Source organism: Enterococcus sp. DIV0724b (assembly GCF_050531475.1).
Lineage (GTDB): Bacteria > Bacillota > Bacilli > Lactobacillales > Enterococcaceae > Enterococcus_L > Enterococcus_L haemoperoxidus.
Map to the genome: position 1 here is coordinate 1,165,070 of NZ_CP172890.1, position 19,103 is coordinate 1,184,172.

Genomic DNA, 19,103 nt, shown 5'->3' on the forward strand with positions numbered 1-19,103 from the left:
TAAAATAAGCAGAAATGGTCTTTCGTAAATTTCTTGTGAGGAATATGACAAAAGACCTTTTCTTTTTGGTCCGTTTCTAGTAAAATGATTTCTTGAGAGCAATTTATTAAAATAGGGATAAATGACCCCATTAAAATGAAAAACGGTAAGTTAGACAAGAATAGTGACTGCATAACAAATTCGCAGAAGTTCTTATCCAGCTTTTCTAATAGAAAGGAGAGATTTATATGTCAACAGGTTTAGTAGTATTGATCGCAATTATCGCTTTATTAGCAGGTGCAGCAGGTGGATTTTTCCTTGCGCGCAAATATATGCAAGATTATTTTAAAAAGAATCCTCCCGTTAATGAGGAAATGTTACGAATGATGATGATGTCTATGGGACAAAAACCTTCTGAGAAGAAGATTCGTCAAATGATGCAGCAAATGAAGAACCAAGGAGACAAATAAGGTTTTTTCATTGCTATTCAGAAATTCAAGAGCACAACGGGCCGATTTTTTGGTCCGTTTTTTTGCACTTATTTTTAATAAATGAAAGGAGTTGTATTGAAATGAGCAAACAACAAATGAAAGATGTGAGCGCACAGTAGTCAATTTAGAAGAGGAGAATGTACATGTCTATATTTAAAAAGTTAGGGTGGTTTTTCAAACAGGAGAAAAAAAGCTATATTATCGGTGTATTTTCATTGGTTATGGTGGCGCTTGTCCAGTTAGTTCCACCAAAAGTTATTGGGATCGTTGTCGATAAAATCGCTGCCAAAAACCTGACGATCAAACCTATTTTGTTTTGGGTCAGTATTCTTTTAGCAGCGGCTTTAGCACAATATATTTTTCGGTATATTTGGCGGACACATATTTGGGGAAGTGCTGCGAAGCTGGAAAAAGATTTAAGACGGCAATTATTCCATCATTTCACAAGGATGGATAGCATCTTTTATCAAAAATATCGAACAGGAGATTTGATGGCACATGCAACGAATGATTTAAACGCTATTCAAAATGTTGCAGGAGCAGGGATTTTAACCTTTGCGGATTCATTGATCACAGGGGGTGCTACAATTGTTGCTATGATTTTATTTGTGGATTGGCGTTTAACCTTGATCGCGTTGATTCCGTTACCATTATTGGCTGTAACATCAAGAGTTTTAGGGTCAAAATTACACGATGCATTCCGTGATTCACAAGCAGCGTTTTCGACGATCAATGATAAAACGCAAGAGAGCATCACCGGTATAAAAGTCATCAAAACGTTTGGTCAAGAAAAAGAAGATATTCAAGATTTTACAGAGAAAATCGATGATGCCATCGTAAAAAACAAACGAGTAAACTTTCTAGATGCGTTATTTGATCCGTTTATTACATTGATCATTGGGATTTCCTATGTTCTGACAATCATTATGGGTGGTCGATTTGTTATGGAAGGATCGATCACGATTGGCCAGTTGATTTCATTTATAAGTTATATCGGGATGCTCGTTTGGCCGATGTTTGCGATTGGTCGTCTGTTTAATGTATTGGAGCGAGGTAATGCAAGTTATGATCGTGTGAATGAGTTGCTCCATGAAAAAACACATATTATTGAGAAAAAGGATGCAATCCAAACACCCGCTAAAGGTCGGTTATCGATGGAAATTGCTCAGTTCACCTATCCAAAAGATGACAACGCAACCTTGGAGCAAATCAAATTTACCGTTGGTGTAGGAGAAACATTAGGAATCGTTGGGAAAACAGGAGCAGGGAAAACAACGATTTTAAAATTATTGATGCGTGAATATGATCATTACAAAGGTCGTGTAACATTTGGCGGTCATGATATTAAAGATTATTCATTAGATGCTTTGATGAATTCAATGGGCTATGTTCCTCAAGATCATTTTCTATTTTCAATGACAGTACGGGATAATATTCGTTTTGCGAATCCTGATTTTACCGAAGTTGAAGTAGAACAAGCAGCTGAGATGGCGTTTATCAATAATGAAATCAAAGCGTTCCCTAAAGGCTATGATACGTTGGTTGGAGAACGTGGTGTTTCTTTATCCGGTGGTCAAAAACAACGGATTTCAATTGCTAGAGCGTTGATCGTCAATCCTGAACTATTGATTTTAGACGATGCTTTATCAGCGGTCGATGCTAAAACAGAAGAAGCAATTCTTTCTAATTTAAAAGAAGCAAGAAAAGAAAAAACAACGATCATTGCTGCGCATCGACTAAGTAGTGTGATGCATGCAAAAGAAATCATTGTATTAGATGAAGGAAAAATCATTGAACGCGGAACGCATCAAGAGTTATTAAGACTTGGTGGATGGTATAAGCGTATGTGGGATAAACAACAATTAGAAGCGAAGATCGAAGGGAGTGAAGCATAATGGAAGAAAAATACGAATCAGAATGGACAAAATCGGTTCCCTTAAAAGAACAAGTCTCAATCGTCAAACGCTTGCTAAAATTTGCAAAGCCATTTCGTCGTACGTTTATAACAGCGATTTTGTTTGCCTTGGTCCTGTCAATTATCAATATTATTTTACCAAGGATCATTCAAACGTTTATGGATGATTATCTAACACCGAAAACAGCTACCAACCAAGTAGTTCTCTTTTTTGCTGGCTTATATCTTTTTGGCGTGATTGTTAAAAGTATTGTTTGGTTTTTCCAATGGTTCTTATATTCAACGGCTTCACTGAAAACCTATCAGTATATTCGTGTGAAGTTGTTTGAAAAACTGCAAACATTAGGAATGCGTTACTTTGATCAAACACCAGCGGGCTCGATCGTTTCTCGTGTCACAAATGATACGGAAACCTTATTTGAATTCTGGTATGTCTTTTTAATGGTTTTGACGGGAATCTTTGCCGTGGTATCTTCATTTATTGCGATGTTTCAAATCAGTGGGAAAATTGCGTTGTATAACTTGATTTTCTTACCTATTTTGCTGATCGTGATTTGGTACTATCAAAAATTCAGTTCTAGAATCTATAGAAGTATGCGGGAAAAACTAAGTCAGTTGAATACGAAGTTAAACGAGTATATATCTGGTATGCAGATCATTCAGCAATTTAGACAAGAACATCGTTTAGAAAAAGAGTTTGAAGAAACGAATAATGATTATTTACGGACACGTTTTTCAATGATCAAAACGAATTCTTTGCTCTTAGGCCCAATCATTAATTTCCTTTATACACTAGCAATCGGTTTGACCTTGACCTTATTTGGGTATGATGCACTACATTCTCCTGTTGAAGTCGGAATGATTTATGCGTTTGTGACATATGTACAAGCTTTCTTTAATCCGATGACGCAAATGATGGATTTTTTAAGCGTCTTCACAGATGGAATGGTTGCAGGTAGCCGAATTTTGAAAATCTTTGATAATGAAGAATTAACGCCGCAACAAAATGTTGGTGCTAATGCAGAAATTATTCGTGGCAAAATCGAATTTCGTAATGTTAGTTTTTCGTACGATGGTGAGAATAATGTCTTGAATAATATTAGTTTTGTTGCTAATCCTGGTGAAACGGTGGCATTGATTGGTCATACTGGTAGTGGTAAAAGTTCGATCATTAATGTTTTGATGCGCTTTTACGAATTTTATGAAGGCGAAATTTTGATCGATGATCGTGATATTCGGGATTATCCATTACCAGAATTAAGGAAAAAATTAGGCTTGGTTTTACAAGATGCCTTTATGTTTTATGGCGATATTGCTGGTAATATTCGGATGTTGAATCCAGAAATCACGGATGAACAAATCAAAGCTGCGGCCGAATTTGTTCAGGCTGATAAATTTATTGAAACCCTACCTAAAAAATATCATGCAAAAGTGATTGAAAGAGGAGCCAGTTATTCAAGCGGTCAGCGTCAGCTGATTTCATTTGCTAGAACGATCGTCACTGATCCTAAAATCCTTGTATTGGATGAAGCAACAGCGAATATTGATACTGAAACTGAAGGGTTGATCCAAGAAGGGTTAGCCAATATGCGTCAGGGTAGAACGACAATCGCGATTGCTCATAGATTGTCGACTATTCGAGATGCAGATTTGATTTTAGTATTGGATAAAGGACGGATTGTAGAACGTGGCAATCATGAGAGTTTATTGACCAAAAATGGTCTGTATGCAGATATGTATAAATTACAAAATAGTGAAGCTTAAAAGAAAAAAAGAGTTAAAAAGAATTATAATTATTCTTTTTAACTCTTTTTTCTTGTATGATAAAGCTTCTATCTACTTGTATATGAAAGTAAATATAAAAAATATATAATTAGTATAATGAAATATCAAACAAATGAGCAAGAAAAATGACATCCGTTATTTTTCTTGCTCATTTGTTTCTCATTTTTTACGATTTATGAACTTTAACTGCTTCATACTTCTTATAAGATTATAGACAGATACAAAAAGATTTAAGGGGGAATGAATAGTGAAGATTAAAACAGTTATGACAATGTTACTTTGTGGGGTCACTTTATCACTGGGTTCAATGAATGAGCATAGTTACGCAGAAACAAAAGTACCTGAAAAAAGAGCAATTATTGGGGAAGATACCCGTATAAAAGTGATGGATACAACAAAAGCACCATATTCAAGTATTGTTTATCTATCAAAGGCAGACGGTGGCTTTGGTTCAGGGACTGTTATTGGTAAAAATAAAGTGTTAACTGCCGCTCACGTGGTAACCAGTTTAAAAACGAGTGCAGATATTGGACGAGCAAATGTAAGTCCAGCTCGAAATGGTTACTACTATCCGTTTGGTTCTTTTAAAATTGAATCTATCGATATGCATACTGGCTGGACTGTTCAAAATAATCGAGATTATGATATTGCTGTTGTGACGTTAAAGCCTAACCGTTATGGTCAGAACATTGGGGATGTTGTACCAATAATTCCGGTGAAAGATGTACCGAATCTTCCTGTAGGAACAAAAGGACTTTTGCCAGGATATAGTCAAGATAAATATGGCGAGTTATGGGAAGCGAAAGGTTCTGTCCTTTCACAAACTTTTTTACGTGTTTACTATGATATAGATTCAATCGGAGGAACTTCAGGAGCTCCGGTTTATAACGAAAATAATCAGTTGATTGCTGTTCATACATCTGAATATCGTGATGGAGGTGTTGCATATAAAAATGCCGGGTCAAAAATTACAGGATCTAATTATGCGTTCATTGCGAAACATTTAGATCAAAAAAATGCCGATACACAAGCGCCAAGCCAAGTTACTGGTATCAGAGCATCAAATATCACAACAAGTTCAGTTCAATTATCATGGAATCCATCAATCGATAATGTTGGAGTGGATAAATATGAAGTATACCGTAATGGATCAAAAATTGGTGAAAGTAAGACAACAGCTTTTACTGTGAATGGTCTAGCTTCAGATACAGCCTATAGATTTTCAATGGTTGCGGTAGATAAATCAGGAAATCGTTCATCAATGTCAACAGGTGTAACGATTCGGACGGTGAAGGAAACTGTAGGAGATACACAAGCGCCGAGTCAAGTAACAGGTGTAAAAGCCAGCAATATTACGATCACGTCAGCGCAATTATCATGGAATCCAGCAATGGATGATGTAGGTGTAGACAAATATGAAGTCTATTGCAATGGTGCAAGAATCGGTGAGAGCCTAGAAACAAGCTTTGAATTGAGTGGTTTAACAGCAAATACGTCATATATAATTTCAGTTTCAGCATTAGATAAAGCAGGAAATCGCTCAGCATTGTCAGCTAATTTAATTCTTCAGACAGAAAAAGAACAAGACAAACCATCCGAGAATCAAACGACATGGGTACAATCAAAAACGTACGTAGCCGGTGAAAAAGTTTTCTTTAATGGAATTGAATACAAAGCAAAATGGTGGTCGCAAGGAAATACACCAGGGACATCGGATGTTTGGCAAAAAATTACTGCTGGTTCTGTCGAGGAGTGGAGAGAAAAACTAACATATTCTGGTGGTGATATTGTTGCATTCAATGGTGTACAGTATAAAGCAAAATGGTGGACGCGTGGTGAAGAACCGGGTAAAACCCCAGTTTGGGAAAAAGTATAGTTGCCTTTAAAAAGAATAATAAATGATTGTGAACAGAAAAAATAGTTAATTTAAGTTCCTATCTTCTGCTTAAATATAGGCTTTAAGTAGATTATTGAATATCATGTAAAGCGGTGGACCCAAGAAAATCAACGACGATTGTTATTTATTTAAAGAAATAGTCTAAAAATGAAGGGGGAAATCAATTGAAAATTCAAAATTTAGTAACAGCATTACTTTGTACAGCAGTACTATCAACTACCGTAGTTGTAGCAGCTCCTCAAGTAGAAGCAGCTCATCCAGTAAGAGAACAATTAACTGACAACAAAGCAAAAGTCAGTGATACAACAAAAGGACATTTCCAAAGCGTTACATTTATTGATGCTAATGGTGTAACAGGTACTGGTACAGTCATTGCTAAAAATAAAGTAGTTACTTCTTACAATGTTGTTGAAGGACTAAAAAACAGTGAAAATCTTGCTAAGACTTTTGTTACACCAGGAAAAGATGGGGAAAATGCTCCATTTGGTTCATTCCAAGTTGAGTCAGTAAGCTTTGAAGAATCTTGGAAAAATATGGCTGTTTTGACATTACAAGCAAATGATAATGGCCAAAATATCGGTGAAGTAGTTTCAGTTGTTCCTGTTACGAAAAATCCATCTATCTTGGTTTGTACTGAAGTAACTATGCCAGGATATGACGCTGATAAAAAAGGTGAAATGTGGGAAAGCCAAGCAACAATTAGTTATAATGTTGCTTCCAATTTTTGGTTTAATCAAGCAAATAAAACTGGAAACTACGGCGGTCCAATTTTCGACAGAAGCGGCAATTTAATCGGGATCCGCTTATTTGAAAAATATTCAAAAGGTGTTCAAACAAGTGCTGCGAAATTTACAGAACGTAACTATGACTTCATTTCAGAAAATTTAAAATAATCATTGTTACTTAGTTAATTGTTTTAGCAAAAGAAATTCGGGGGAAGTAGAACAAGTTAAAAACTAGCGCATCAGTCATTAATAAACTAAAATAAAAATCTTGGGTCTACCGCTTTGCATGGTATTCAATATTGCTTAAATTTGAGTGGTTAATTAACGTGAATTTTCAAAAAAAGTAGTGATCCAAAAAGTTCACTACTTTTTTGCTGCATGTAAAAAAATTACTGAGTAAGCTCATTAAAAAAATAGAATAATGAACTGAATAAATTTGGGCAGAAATATAGACAATCACTCCTTTAAGTTGTAAAGTAAGTGTACTTGAAAAATTCGGAGGGTGAAAAATATATGTATGATGTGATTATAATTGGAGCAGGACCTGCTGGAATGACTGCAGCGCTATATGCGTCACGTTCTAATCTTTCAGTATTGATGATCGAACGCGGTGCACCAGGTGGACAAATGAATAATACAGCTGAAGTGGAAAACTATCCAGGTTTTGATTCGATCATGGGACCTGAGTTGGCTTATAAAATGTATGAAAATGTTGAAAAATTCGGTACTGAAAATGCATATGGCATTGTGATGGATATCAAAGATCAGGGATCTTATAAAGAAGTGATTTGTGATGATAAAACCTATCAAGCCAAAACAGTGATTATCGCAACAGGCTGTGAACACCGTAAATTAGGTGTTAAAGGGGAAGAAGAGTTTGCAGGCCGTGGGGTTTCTTACTGTGCAGTTTGTGATGGGGCCTTTTTCCGTAATAAAAAACTTTTAGTGATCGGCGGCGGCGATTCAGCCGTTGAAGAAGCAATCTACCTAACACAATTTGCTTCAGAAGTTGTGATTGTGCATCGCCGTGATGAATTACGTGCGCAAAAAATCATTCAAGATCGTGCATTTGCCAATGAAAAAATTTCTTTTGAATGGAATACAGTTTTAGAAGAGATCCTTGGAAATGACATGGTTGTGACTGGTGGTCAATTAAGAAATGTATTGACTGATGAAGTGAAAGAAATCGATGCTGATGGTGTATTTATCTACGTTGGACTTGATCCATTGACAGCACCATTTAAAAAATCTGGATTAACAAATGCAGAAGGTTGGATCGAAACCGATCAAGATATGAGAACAAGTATGCCGGGTGTTTTTGCCATTGGTGATGTTCGTGAAAAAACGTTACGTCAAATCACGACAGCTGTTGGTGAAGGCGGAATTGCAGGACAACAAGTCTATAAATATATTGAAGATATGACAGAAGTGGAAGAAGTTAAATAGATTTAAATCTATCATATAATACTAAACATTTACGATCTAGGTCAAAGCTTGATAAGTTTTGACCTAGATTTATTTTATATTGTTTGACAAACGTTTGATTCGTAAAATAAAAAATTACTATTCAAAAATAGAAGGGCTTAAATATAGTGTTAGGAGGACAAGGATTTATGCGTTAAGGGTCAAACAAAGGGAAATACTAAAATGAGGGAGTTTCCAGTAAGTCATTTAAAGAAACAAAACAATCTCACAACATGGCGCTTGAACTTTTCTGACAATAGATAATGTTTTATGATAGAATAAATGAGAAGATTAGAATAAGATGAGGGGAAATGGAAAATAGTTGAACAATGGTTGAAAAGGAGTGAATCGCAATGATGGAATACGAAAAAGATTGGTTTATGAGGCAAGTGAAAGCAGCTGTGTTTAAACCTTTTAAAAAAACGTCAGAAGTCCAAGTCATGCCAGTGATTCAGGTCACAGATGAAGGTACTGGAGAAAATTATTCTGTTCCAATCCAAAGCTATCTTTTAGAACTGGTTTTAACATTAAAAGTAAACCAAGCAGAAAATATATTATTTTCTGAATCTAAAAAAATGACAGACGAACAGTTTTTTGAATTAGGTAATTGGTTTTATGATTTGGTGAATAAATTATCGGATGAAGAGTTAAAAGCTGCAAACTTCTCAAGAACTGAAATCAGTCAAGGTAGAGCAGATTTAGGGCAATCAACATAACGAATAATGACTATTTATTGTTTATTTATTTTTCTTTTGACAATTGTAAAAATATGAACTATGATGATTACGGATCAATAACTGAATAATTGTTAGGTGAGGCTCCTATTTGGACACATGCTGCTGCCGCGAAAGAATCGAGAGACTCTTAGTTGGTTGAACAGGAATGATCGTGAAGGTCATTCATAACGTAGCTGATAAGAAATTATCTACGCCCTATAGTGCTAAAGCTCAACGATAGAGAAACTTTTATTTAAGTTGCTATTTCACGCACACTCTATTGTTGAGTGTGCGTTTTTGCTGTGAATCACAGCGACTGGCTTCGCCAGAGCTGATGATGAACAGTACTTGGCGACTATAAGGAGCGAAGTTCCGCAAAAAGAAACAAGCAAGTAAAGGGAAAACAAAAAGGCAGAAAGCAGAGACTCTAAGAATATAAGGACAGAGACTGGCTTCGCCAGAGCTGATGATGAACAGTACTTGGCGACTATAAGGAGCGAAGTTCCGCAAAAAGAAACAAGTAAGTAAAGGGAAAACAAAAAGGCAGAAAGCAGAGACTCTAAGAATATAAGGACAGCGAGTGGCTTTGCCAGAGCTGATGATGAACAGTACTTGGCGACTATAAGGAGCGAAGTTCCGCAAAAACGAACAAAAAGCCTGAAGGAAAGCATAATTCAGATAGCAAAAGGCCAACCAAACAGTTAAAAAAATCCATCGTTCCAAAATAAACAAAAGAGAGGAAGAGTCACATGGAGGACCCCAGTCAGCGGAAAAATAATCGAAATGTAGCCTTCATCTTAGAAACGATGGGATTGAAATAATACTTCTTTTCCTTTCTAAATAAGATGAAGCAAAAGGAGGAAAAGAAAATGATGAACAAAAAAATAGCAGATATAAAGAAAACAACAAAAGACCAAGAATTAAGAAAATTAGCAATGCTCTCTGAACGTGAATTGATGATGGAACTTCGTACCTCAGAAAAGGGATTATCCGAAGAAGATGCTAAACATCGTTTAGAAGAGTATGGACCAAATGAAGTGTCCGCACAAAAACCAACACCAGCAATTATGATGTTTTTAGAAGCATTTAAAGATCCATTTGTTTATGTATTAGCCTTATTGATGGTAGTTTCAGCTGCAACAAAAGATTTTGAAGCAGCGCTTGTAATGGGGATCATGATTTTAGCTAGTGTTATTATTGCCTTTATTCAAGAGTATCGTTCCCAAAAAGCAAGCCTGAATTTAAAAGAACTCATCGAAAATACAACCGCTGTAACTCGTGCAGGTCAAACCAAAGAAATTCCGATGGATGAAGTTGTTCCAGGGGATATTGTAACACTTGCGACAGGTGATATGATTCCAGCAGATGCTGTCCTGATTTGGACAAAGGATTTATTTATCAACCAATCTTCTTTAACAGGTGAATCAATGCCAGTAGAAAAATTTGTTGATGCTGGTATCGATAAAAATTCAGAATCTGTTTCCGCGTTAGATATGCAGGACTTGATTTTTATGGGAACTGACGTATTGAGTGGGCAAGGAAAAGCAATTATCTTGAAGACTGGACAAAATACATTTTTTGGTGATATTGCTAAAAATGCGACAACACAACGTGGAAAAACATCTTTTGATATCGGTTTGACAAAAGTGAGTAAATTTTTACTTAGAATGGTTATGGTTCTGTTTCCAATCGTATTTTTAATTAACGGAATCACGAAAGGTGAATGGGGCGAAGCTTTTTTCTTTGCGATTGCTGTGGCAGTTGGTTTAACGCCTGAAATGCTTCCGATGATCGTGACTAGTAATTTGGCTAAAGGTGCATTGAGTTTATCTAAACATAAAGTGATTGTGAAAGAATTACCTTCTATTCAAAATTTAGGCAGCATGGATATTCTTTGTACAGATAAGACTGGTACGATTACAGAAGACAGAGTTGTCTTGGTGCAACACCTAGATCCACTAGGTAAAGTCAACGATCAAGTATTAGATATGGCTTTTTTGAATTCTCATTATCAAACTGGCTGGAAAAATTTAATGGATATCGCTGTGATCAATTTTTATGAAGAAAATAGCAATCAAAGTCCGTATCACTCAGTGACAAAATTGGATGAAATTCCGTTTGACTTTTCCCGTCGTCGTTTGACCGTGGTCGTCAATGCGGACGGTCATCAATTTATGATCACAAAAGGTGCGGTTGAAGAGATGGAAGCTGTTTGTACACATGCGGAAATCAATGGCGAAATCGTACCGTTGACACCCGAATTACAAAAAAGAATGCGTGAAGTTAATATTCGTATGAATGAACAAGGCATGCGCGCATTAGCCGTAGCGGTGAAAAAAGATGTGCATAGCGAAGCCATTTATAGTGTGGAAGATGAGCAAGGGATGACACTAATCGGTTTTATGGGATTCTTAGATCCTGCAAAAAAATCAGCGATCACTGCAATCAAGTCGCTACATCAACATGGGGTTAATGTAAAAGTTCTAACGGGTGATAATGATATCGTTGCTAAGAAAGTTTGTAGCGATGTAGGGATAGAAGTGTCCCATGTCGTACTTGGTTCTGATATCGATAATATGTCGGATGAACAAATGAAAGAAGAAGTCGAAAAAACCAATTTATTTGCAAAATTAAATCCCATGCAAAAGTCTCGAATCATAGAAACACTCCAAGAAAATGGCCACACAGTTGGTTTCATGGGAGATGGAATAAACGATGCACCAGCTCTTCGCAAAGCAGATGTTGGGATTTCCGTTGATACAGCTGCCGATATTACAAAGGATGCAAGTTCAATTATTTTATTAGAAAAAAGCTTGAACGTTTTAGAAGATGGTGTGATTGAAGGTCGAAAAGTTTTTAGTAATATGATGAAATACATTAAAATCACGATCAGTTCTAACTTTGGGAATGTTTTCTCAATCTTGATTGCAAGTGCCTTTTTACCATTTCTACCAATGCTTTCTATTCAATTATTGATTCAAAATTTAATTTATGATATCGCACAATTAGCGATTCCTTGGGATAATGTGGATGAAGAAGATTTATTGAAACCAGTACGTTGGGAAACAAACGGTTTGATGAAATTTACCTTATGCATTGGACCTGTAAGTAGTATTTTTGATATTATGACCTATCTTGTGATGTGGTTTGTCTTTAGCGCCAATACGATTGGAAGTCAACATTTATTCCAAACAGGTTGGTTTGTGGTTGGGTTAGTCAGTCAAACCTTAGTTGTTCAAATGGTTCGCACGAGAAAATTGCCATTTATTCAAAGTATAGCATCGCCAGCTGTGATTCTTTCCAGTTTAGGAGCTGTTGGATTAGGACTATTGATTGTCTTGACACCAATTCGGGAGGTTTTCGACTTTGTGAAACTTCCAGCTAATTATTGGGGCTGGTTCATTTTGATCATTGTACTATATTTGATTACAGTTGAAGTTGCTAAACGACTCTATATCCACATCACCAAAGAGTGGATTTGATTTAGAAAAAGAAGATGGTCAATTTTGTTTGGTTGATGATTCGATGAAATTAAACGCTTGATTCAACTTTTTTAAGAGTCATTTTTTTAGACCAAATAACGAAAAATTTCTTAGTGATTGAGTTTGTTATTCGTAAAGAGTGAAAAAAAACTGGTTTTTAATTATTAATATTCGTTTTTTAAAGAACGAAGGCAAAATACTAAAAATTTTGTCTTTGTTCTTTTTGTTATGTTTGGAAAAACACTGTTCATTTTTTAGTAAATAATTTCTAATATGTAAATCTTCTGTAGCATAACAATGATCACAGAGACTATAACAGCTAGTTGTCAAAAGATACGATTGCGAAGTCTTTTTGTAAAACGGTTTCTTGTTTGTGATTTTAATCACTAACCTTTGGTACGAAAGGTTTCGAGTATTTTAATCAAATTTAAAGAAATGCTCACTTTTTACTTGCTCTTTTATCTGTTTAGTGATAATTTGTAAGTGTAGTCGATAAAAAGTAATACAGTTTTTAACGCTGTTTTACTTTTTACGAAAAAAAGAAACGTAACAGAGAGGATTGTGTGACAAAATGGCAAAGGCAAAGAAACAAAAACCTATTGACTTTAAAGCACTTATGGAAAAAGTCGACGCTGATTTCCCAACATTTCAAATTTTAGATAAAGATGGGAAAATCGTAAACGAAGATGCTGTACCGGATTTATCAGATGACGAATTAGTAGAATTAATGACTCGTATGGTTTGGTCACGTGTGTTAGACCAACGTTCAACTGCACTGAACCGTCAAGGTCGTCTAGGCTTCTTCGCACCAACAGCTGGACAAGAAGCAAGCCAATTAGCAAGTCAATTTGCTATGGAAAAAGAAGATTACTTATTACCTGGTTACCGTGATGTACCTCAATTAGTTCAACACGGCTTACCATTAACAGAAGCATTTTTATGGTCTCGTGGCCACGTAGCGGGTAACCACTATGCTCCAGAATTAAATGCTCTACCACCACAAATCATCATTGGTGCACAATACATCCAAGCAGCAGGAGTTGCTTTAGGAATGAAAAAACGCGGCAAGAAAAACGTTGTCTTCACTTATACAGGTGATGGCGGTTCTTCACAAGGTGATTTCTATGAAGCAATCAACTTTGCAGGAGCATATCATGCAAACGGCGTGTTCATCATCCAAAACAATGGTTTTGCGATTTCAACACCTCGTGAAAAACAAACAGCAGCTAAAACATTAGCACAAAAAGCTGTAGCAGCTGGAATTCCAGGGATCGTCGTTGACGGAATGGATCCACTAGCAGTTTATGCAATCGCTAAAGAAGCGCGTGAATGGTCTGCAAATGGCAATGGTCCTGTTTTAATTGAAACATTAACTTACCGTTATGGTCCACATACATTATCAGGTGATGATCCAACTCGTTACCGTTCAAAAGATATGGATGACGAATGGGTACAAAAAGATCCGCTAGTTCGTTTCCGTAAATATCTAGAAGATAAAGGCTTATGGTCTGAAGAAAAAGAAAACGAAGTAATTGAAAAAACTAAAGAAGAAATCAAAGTAGCAATTGCAGAAGCAGATAAAGTTCCAAAACAAAAAGTATCTGATTTCTTGAAAAATATGTTTGAAGTTCAACCACAAAACATTAAAGAACAAATTGCATTCTACGAAGCGAAGGAGTCGAAATAATCATGGCACAAAAAACAATGATCCAAGCAATTACAGATGCCTTAGCTCTTGAAATAGAGAAAGACGAAAACGTCTTGGTCTTCGGTGAAGACGTTGGTAAAAACGGCGGAGTTTTCCGTGCAACTGAAGGTTTACAAGAAAAATTTGGTGAAGACCGTGTCTTCGATACTCCTTTAGCAGAATCTGGAATCGGTGGTTTGGCTTTTGGTTTAGCATTAGAAGGTTACCGTCCAGTTCCTGAAATCCAATTCTTTGGATTCGTATTTGAAGTATTTGACGAAATCGTTGGTCAAATGGCTCGTACTCGTTACCGTATGGGTGGAACACGTAACATGCCTATTACTGTTCGTGCGCCATTTGGTGGTGGTGTTCATACACCAGAACTTCACTCTGATAACTTAGAAGGATTGATTGCTCAATCTCCTGGTATCCGTGTTGTTATTCCATCAAATCCATATGATGCAAAAGGACTATTGATTTCTGCAATCAGAAGCAATGACCCTGTTGTTTACTTAGAGCATATGAAATTATACCGCTCATTCCGTGAGGAAGTGCCGGATGAAGCATATGAAGTACCATTAGATAAAGCAGCTGTGACTCGTGAGGGTACTGATATTTCTATCATTACTTACGGTGCAATGGTTCGTGAAGCAATCAAAGCCGCTGACAACTTAGCAAAAGACAATATTTCTGTTGAAATCATTGACTTACGTACTGTCGCTCCTTTAGATGTTGAAACAATCATTAAATCAGTTGAAAAAACTGGTCGTGTAGTCGTAGTTCAAGAAGCACAAAAACAAGCTGGCGTTGGCGCTATGGTTGTTTCTGAAATTTCTGAACGTGCGGTATTATCACTAGAAGCGCCAATTGGCCGTGTATCTGCTCCAGATACAATCTTCCCATTTGGACAAGCAGAAAACATTTGGTTGCCAAATGCTAAAGATATCGAAGCGAAAGCTAGAGAAATCGCAGAATTTTAATTAGAGACTAAACAAATCTTACTTTAAAAACGTGCCTTGATTTTCACGTGATAGCTTATCACGTGAAAATTTAGCGCTGTTATTTTAAGTAAATGACTAGTTAGACAGATACGATAAAGGAAGGGAAGGCTTAAAAAATGGCTTATCAATTTAAATTACCAGATATTGGTGAAGGTATTGCAGAAGGCGAAATCGTAAAATGGTTCGTTAAAGCAGGAGATACCATCAATGAAGATGATACATTACTAGAAGTTCAAAACGATAAATCTGTAGAAGAGATTCCATCTCCAGTTACAGGAACAGTTAAATCTATCGTAGTACCAGAAGGCACGGTAGCAAATGTTGGAGATGTATTGATCGAAATCGATGCACCTGGACATCCTGAAAATGATGCAGCACCAGCAGCGGCGCCAGCTCAAGAACAAACTCCTGCACAACCAGCAGCAGTTCCAGAAGCACCAGCAGCGGACAGCAGTGGCGGCGTGTTCCAATTTAAATTACCAGATATCGGTGAAGGTATTGCAGAAGGCGAAATCGTAAAATGGTTCGTTAAATCAGGCGATACAATCAACGAAGATGATACTTTATTGGAAGTTCAAAACGATAAATCTGTTGAAGAAATTCCTTCACCAGTTACAGGAACAGTTAAAAACATTGTTGTTCCAGAAGGTACAGTAGCAAATGTTGGAGATGTATTGATCGAAATCGATGCACCTGGACATAATTCTGCACCAAGCGCATCTGCTCCAGCAGCAAGTGCACCTGCTCAAACAGAACAAGCAGCACCAGCTCCAGCAGCGTCAACAGGTGTTGTAGCAGCAGCTGATCCAAACAAACGTGTGTTGGCTATGCCATCAGTACGTCAATTTGCTCGTGAAAAAGATGTAGACATCACACAAGTTGCACCAACTGGAAAAGGCGGACGTGTTACAAAAGCAGATATCGAAAGCTTTATTTCAGGTGGCGGACAAGCAGCAGCACCAGCACAAGCTGAACAAACTGCGGCGGCTCCACAAGCAACAACTGCAACTGAAACAGCAACACCAAAAGCACCTGCTAAACCATTTGTTTCTGATTTAGGTGAAGCAGAAACACGCGAAAAAATGACACCAACTCGTAAAGCAATTGCTAAAGCAATGGTGAACAGTAAACATACTGCACCTCACGTTACATTGCATGACGAAGTTGAAGTATCTAAATTATGGGATCACCGTAAGAAATTTAAAGATGTTGCAGCAGCTAACGGTACGAAATTAACATTCTTACCATACGTTGTGAAAGCATTGACTGCAACGGTTCAAAAATTCCCAATCTTGAATGCATCAATTGACGATGCAGCACAAGAAATCGTTTATAAAAATTACTATAACATTGGTATTGCAACAGATACCGATCATGGTTTATATGTACCAAACGTTAAAAATGCGAATACTAAGAGCATGTTTGCAATCGCTGATGAAATCAACGAAAAAGCAGCTCTTGCAATTGATGGTAAATTAACTGCTGCGGATATGCGTGACGGTTCTATCACAATCAGTAATATTGGTTCAGTTGGTGGCGGCTGGTTCACACCTGTTATCAACTACCCTGAAGTTGCAATTTTAGGTGTTGGTACGATCGCTACTCAACCAGTTGTAAATGCAGACGGTGAAATCGTTGTTGGACGTGTTATGAAACTTTCAATGAGTTTTGACCACCGTATTGTTGATGGCGCAACTGCTCAAAAAGCAATGAACAACATCAAGCGTCTATTAGCTGATCCAGAATTACTATTAATGGAAGGATGATTATCAAATGGTAGTAGGAGATTTCGCCATTGAATTAGATACAGTCGTAATTGGTTCAGGCCCTGGAGGATACGTTGCAGCGATTCGTGCTGCTGAAATGGGTCAAAAAGTTGCGATCATTGAACGTGAGTTTATCGGCGGTGTATGTTTAAACGTTGGATGTATTCCTTCTAAAGCATTGATCGCAGCTGGACACCACTATCAAGAATCGCTAGATTCAACTATGTTTGGTGTAACAGCCAAAGATGTTGAGCTAGACTTTACAAAAACACAAGAATGGAAAGACAATAAAGTTGTTAATACGTTGACAAGCGGTGTTGGTTTCCTTCTTAAAAAACATAAAATCGAAATTATTGAAGGAGAAGCGTTCTTTGTTGATGAAAACACATTACGTGTGATCCATCCAGATTCAGCGCAAACTTACTCTTTCAATAATGCAATCGTAGCAACAGGTTCTCGCCCAATCGAAATCCCAGGATTTAAATTTGGCGGACGTGTCTTAGATTCTACAGGTGGTTTGAACTTGAAAGAAGTACCTAAGAAATTTGTTATCATCGGTGGCGGCGTTATCGGTGCAGAATTAGGTGGCGCATATGCGAACCTTGGTTCTGAAGTAACGATTTTAGAAGGTAGTCCTTCAATCTTACCAACTTATGAAAAAGATATGGTTAAACTAGTTACAGACGACTTCAAGAAGAAAAATGTAACAGTTGTAACGAAAGCAATGGCTAAAGAAGCAATCGACAACGGCGACAGCGTAACGGTTAAATATGAAGTAGACGGCAAAGAAGAATCAGTCACTGCTGACTATGTAATGGTAACAGTTGGACGTCGACCAAACACGGATGATCTTGGTTTAGAACAAGCTGGTGTTGAAGTTGGCGAACGTGGTTTAGTTAAAGTGGACAAACAAGGTAGAACAAACGTATCAAACATCTTCGCTATTGGGGATATTGTACCAGGAGCGGCGCTTGCTCATAAAGCAAGCTACGAAGCAAAAATTGCTGCTGAAGCAATTTCTGGTAAAAAAGTAGAAGTAGACTACAAAGCAATGCCTGCTGTAGCCTTTACTGATCCAGAATTAGCAAGTGTTGGTATGACAATTGCTGAAGCCAAAGAAGCGGGATTAGAAGCAACTGCTTACAAATTCCCATTCGCTGGTAACGGCCGTGCTATTTCTTTAGGTAAAACTGAAGGATTCGTACGTTTGGTAACAACAAACGAAGACAATGTCATTATCGGAGCACAAATCGGTGGAGTTGGCGCAAGTGATATGATTTCTGAATTATCATTAGCGGTTGAATCTGGCATGAATGCTGAAGATATTGCATTAACGATCCATCCACACCCATCTTTAGGGGAAATTACTATGGATGCTTCTGAGTTGGCTTTAGGTTTGCCAATTCATATTTAAATAGCATATTTGTCACACAAAGAAAGACCGAGCTGGCCAGGCTCGGTCTTTTGTTTTAGCATTTTATTGAAAAGACGTTTAAAAGTTAGTGTACTTGCACAACTTTTAAACGTCTTTTTATAGTTTTGTAGCCTATCTTATACTTTTAGCGATGAAGTTCTTTGTCATCTTGTTCATCGATTCTATGAACCATCTCAAGTAATCCACCGTTTCCCTCATCTATAATTCGTTTTACTCTAGAAATCGTTGTAGTGCTGCTGCCAGTGGCTTCAGCGATATCACTGTACGTTTTGTTTAATAGTAGTAGCTTTGCAACTTCAAACCGCTGAATCATAGAATCTAATTCTTTAAGTGTCATTAAGTCGTCAAAGTAATTGTAGCAATCCTCCAATGTTTCTAAAGCTAATAGAGAACGGAAAAACTCATCGCCGTGGCCGTCTTGTATCTTGTCGATTTTCATAAGTTCCTCCTAAATTTAAAAGCGGAACAAATCTTTTAATCCTGTAGAAAATTAGGAAATTGTTATTGAAACGTTCTTTGTTTCACTAACAATTTATCTATTTTCCTAAGGATTGATTTGTGTAGCTAGATAATACTAATGATCAACACTTTCTTACGAAAGTCTTGTACTGTTCATCATCAGTTCAATTTTTTCACTGTGATTCTCAGCAAAAGCGAAGCGGACTCGTTTAGACTTGGCAGGAAAATAGGAAAAATTGATTGAGTCTTTTTTTGTCTCATTCATTTTTTATCTTTTTCCCGAAAGGCTAACTCGCATAGC

13 protein-coding genes and 1 riboswitch are annotated in these 19,103 nt (G+C 37.0%); of the genes, 12 read left to right on the plus strand and 1 reads right to left on the minus strand.

The annotated features are described in order from the left end of the window. Positions 1 to 227 precede the first annotated feature (227 nt). The 12 genes from IGJ02_RS05470 (at position 228) to lpdA (ending at position 18,322) form a co-directional block, all read left to right on the plus strand. Positions 228 to 449, plus strand: coding sequence for a YneF family protein (locus tag IGJ02_RS05470; RefSeq protein WP_010760812.1), 222 nt, complete (start codon positions 228 to 230; stop codon positions 447 to 449). A gap of 164 nt (positions 450 to 613) precedes the next feature. Next, positions 614 to 2,365 carry an ABC transporter ATP-binding protein gene (locus tag IGJ02_RS05475; protein WP_430603521.1) on the plus strand — a complete coding sequence of 584 codons (1,752 nt, stop codon included), beginning with the start codon at positions 614 to 616 and terminating at the stop codon, positions 2,363 to 2,365. Then, the gene (locus tag IGJ02_RS05480) at positions 2,365 to 4,149 is read left to right on the plus strand and encodes an ABC transporter ATP-binding protein (protein ID WP_430603522.1); all 1,785 of its coding nucleotides are present in this window, start codon (positions 2,365 to 2,367) and stop codon (positions 4,147 to 4,149) included. Before IGJ02_RS05475 ends, IGJ02_RS05480 begins: the two co-directional genes overlap by 1 nt. Before the next feature lie 268 nt (positions 4,150 to 4,417). Continuing rightward, positions 4,418 to 6,046: a fibronectin type III domain-containing protein gene (locus IGJ02_RS05485; RefSeq protein ID WP_430603523.1), complete on the plus strand. Its 1,629-nt coding sequence runs from the start codon at positions 4,418 to 4,420 to the stop codon at positions 6,044 to 6,046. A 185-nt stretch (positions 6,047 to 6,231) separates the two neighbouring features. Further along, positions 6,232 to 6,960, plus strand: coding sequence for a trypsin-like serine peptidase (locus IGJ02_RS05490; protein ID WP_430603524.1), 729 nt, complete (start codon positions 6,232 to 6,234; stop codon positions 6,958 to 6,960). A gap of 345 nt (positions 6,961 to 7,305) precedes the next feature. After that, the gene (gene trxB, locus IGJ02_RS05495; protein ID WP_010760817.1) at positions 7,306 to 8,238 is read left to right on the plus strand and encodes a thioredoxin-disulfide reductase; all 933 of its coding nucleotides are present in this window, start codon (positions 7,306 to 7,308) and stop codon (positions 8,236 to 8,238) included. Positions 8,239 to 8,609: 371 nt separating this feature from the next. Beyond that, positions 8,610 to 8,972: a DUF6483 family protein gene (locus tag IGJ02_RS05500; protein WP_430603525.1), complete on the plus strand. Its 363-nt coding sequence runs from the start codon at positions 8,610 to 8,612 to the stop codon at positions 8,970 to 8,972. Between the two features lie 81 nt (positions 8,973 to 9,053). Then, positions 9,054 to 9,222, plus strand: a riboswitch (M-box (ykoK) riboswitch). Positions 9,223 to 9,817: 595 nt separating this feature from the next. Beyond that, the gene (gene mgtA / locus IGJ02_RS05505) at positions 9,818 to 12,454 is read left to right on the plus strand and encodes a magnesium-translocating P-type ATPase (protein WP_430603526.1); all 2,637 of its coding nucleotides are present in this window, start codon (positions 9,818 to 9,820) and stop codon (positions 12,452 to 12,454) included. 571 nt (positions 12,455 to 13,025) lie between these two features. Further along, entirely contained in the window at positions 13,026 to 14,141 is a 1,116-nt protein-coding gene (pdhA, locus tag IGJ02_RS05510; protein ID WP_025869280.1) for a pyruvate dehydrogenase (acetyl-transferring) E1 component subunit alpha, read from the plus strand. 2 nt (positions 14,142 to 14,143) lie between these two features. Next, on the plus strand, positions 14,144 to 15,121 hold the full coding sequence (locus tag IGJ02_RS05515) for an alpha-ketoacid dehydrogenase subunit beta (RefSeq protein ID WP_010760821.1): 978 nt from the start codon (positions 14,144 to 14,146) through the stop codon (positions 15,119 to 15,121). Between the two features lie 137 nt (positions 15,122 to 15,258). Then, positions 15,259 to 16,908: a dihydrolipoyllysine-residue acetyltransferase gene (locus IGJ02_RS05520; RefSeq protein WP_430603527.1), complete on the plus strand. Its 1,650-nt coding sequence runs from the start codon at positions 15,259 to 15,261 to the stop codon at positions 16,906 to 16,908. A gap of 7 nt (positions 16,909 to 16,915) precedes the next feature. Continuing rightward, on the plus strand, positions 16,916 to 18,322 hold the full coding sequence (gene lpdA, locus IGJ02_RS05525) for a dihydrolipoyl dehydrogenase (RefSeq protein WP_010760823.1): 1,407 nt from the start codon (positions 16,916 to 16,918) through the stop codon (positions 18,320 to 18,322). Between the two features lie 145 nt (positions 18,323 to 18,467). On the opposite strand, the gene IGJ02_RS05530 is transcribed toward lpdA, so the two are convergent. After that, positions 18,468 to 18,782, minus strand: coding sequence for a YerC/YecD family TrpR-related protein (locus IGJ02_RS05530; RefSeq protein ID WP_010760824.1), 315 nt, complete (start codon positions 18,780 to 18,782; stop codon positions 18,468 to 18,470). Positions 18,783 to 19,103: the final 321 nt, after the last annotated feature.

Excerpts from the sequence above, each read along its gene's own strand:
- lpdA (WP_010760823.1), top strand. The coding sequence starts at position 16,916 with ATGGTAGTAGGAGATTTCGCCATTGAATTAGATACAGTCGTAATTGGT.
- pdhA (WP_025869280.1), top strand. The coding sequence starts at position 13,026 with ATGGCAAAGGCAAAGAAACAAAAACCTATTGACTTTAAAGCACTTATG.
- IGJ02_RS05530 (WP_010760824.1), bottom strand. The coding sequence starts at position 18,782 with ATGAAAATCGACAAGATACAAGACGGCCACGGCGATGAGTTTTTCCGT.
- IGJ02_RS05500 (WP_430603525.1), top strand. The coding sequence starts at position 8,610 with ATGATGGAATACGAAAAAGATTGGTTTATGAGGCAAGTGAAAGCAGCT.
- IGJ02_RS05470 (WP_010760812.1), top strand. The coding sequence starts at position 228 with ATGTCAACAGGTTTAGTAGTATTGATCGCAATTATCGCTTTATTAGCA.
- IGJ02_RS05520 (WP_430603527.1), top strand. The coding sequence starts at position 15,259 with ATGGCTTATCAATTTAAATTACCAGATATTGGTGAAGGTATTGCAGAA.
- IGJ02_RS05475 (WP_430603521.1), top strand. The coding sequence starts at position 614 with ATGTCTATATTTAAAAAGTTAGGGTGGTTTTTCAAACAGGAGAAAAAA.
- IGJ02_RS05515 (WP_010760821.1), top strand. The coding sequence starts at position 14,144 with ATGGCACAAAAAACAATGATCCAAGCAATTACAGATGCCTTAGCTCTT.
- trxB (WP_010760817.1), top strand. The coding sequence starts at position 7,306 with ATGTATGATGTGATTATAATTGGAGCAGGACCTGCTGGAATGACTGCA.
- IGJ02_RS05480 (WP_430603522.1), top strand. The coding sequence starts at position 2,365 with ATGGAAGAAAAATACGAATCAGAATGGACAAAATCGGTTCCCTTAAAA.
- mgtA (WP_430603526.1), top strand. The coding sequence starts at position 9,818 with ATGAAGCAAAAGGAGGAAAAGAAAATGATGAACAAAAAAATAGCAGAT.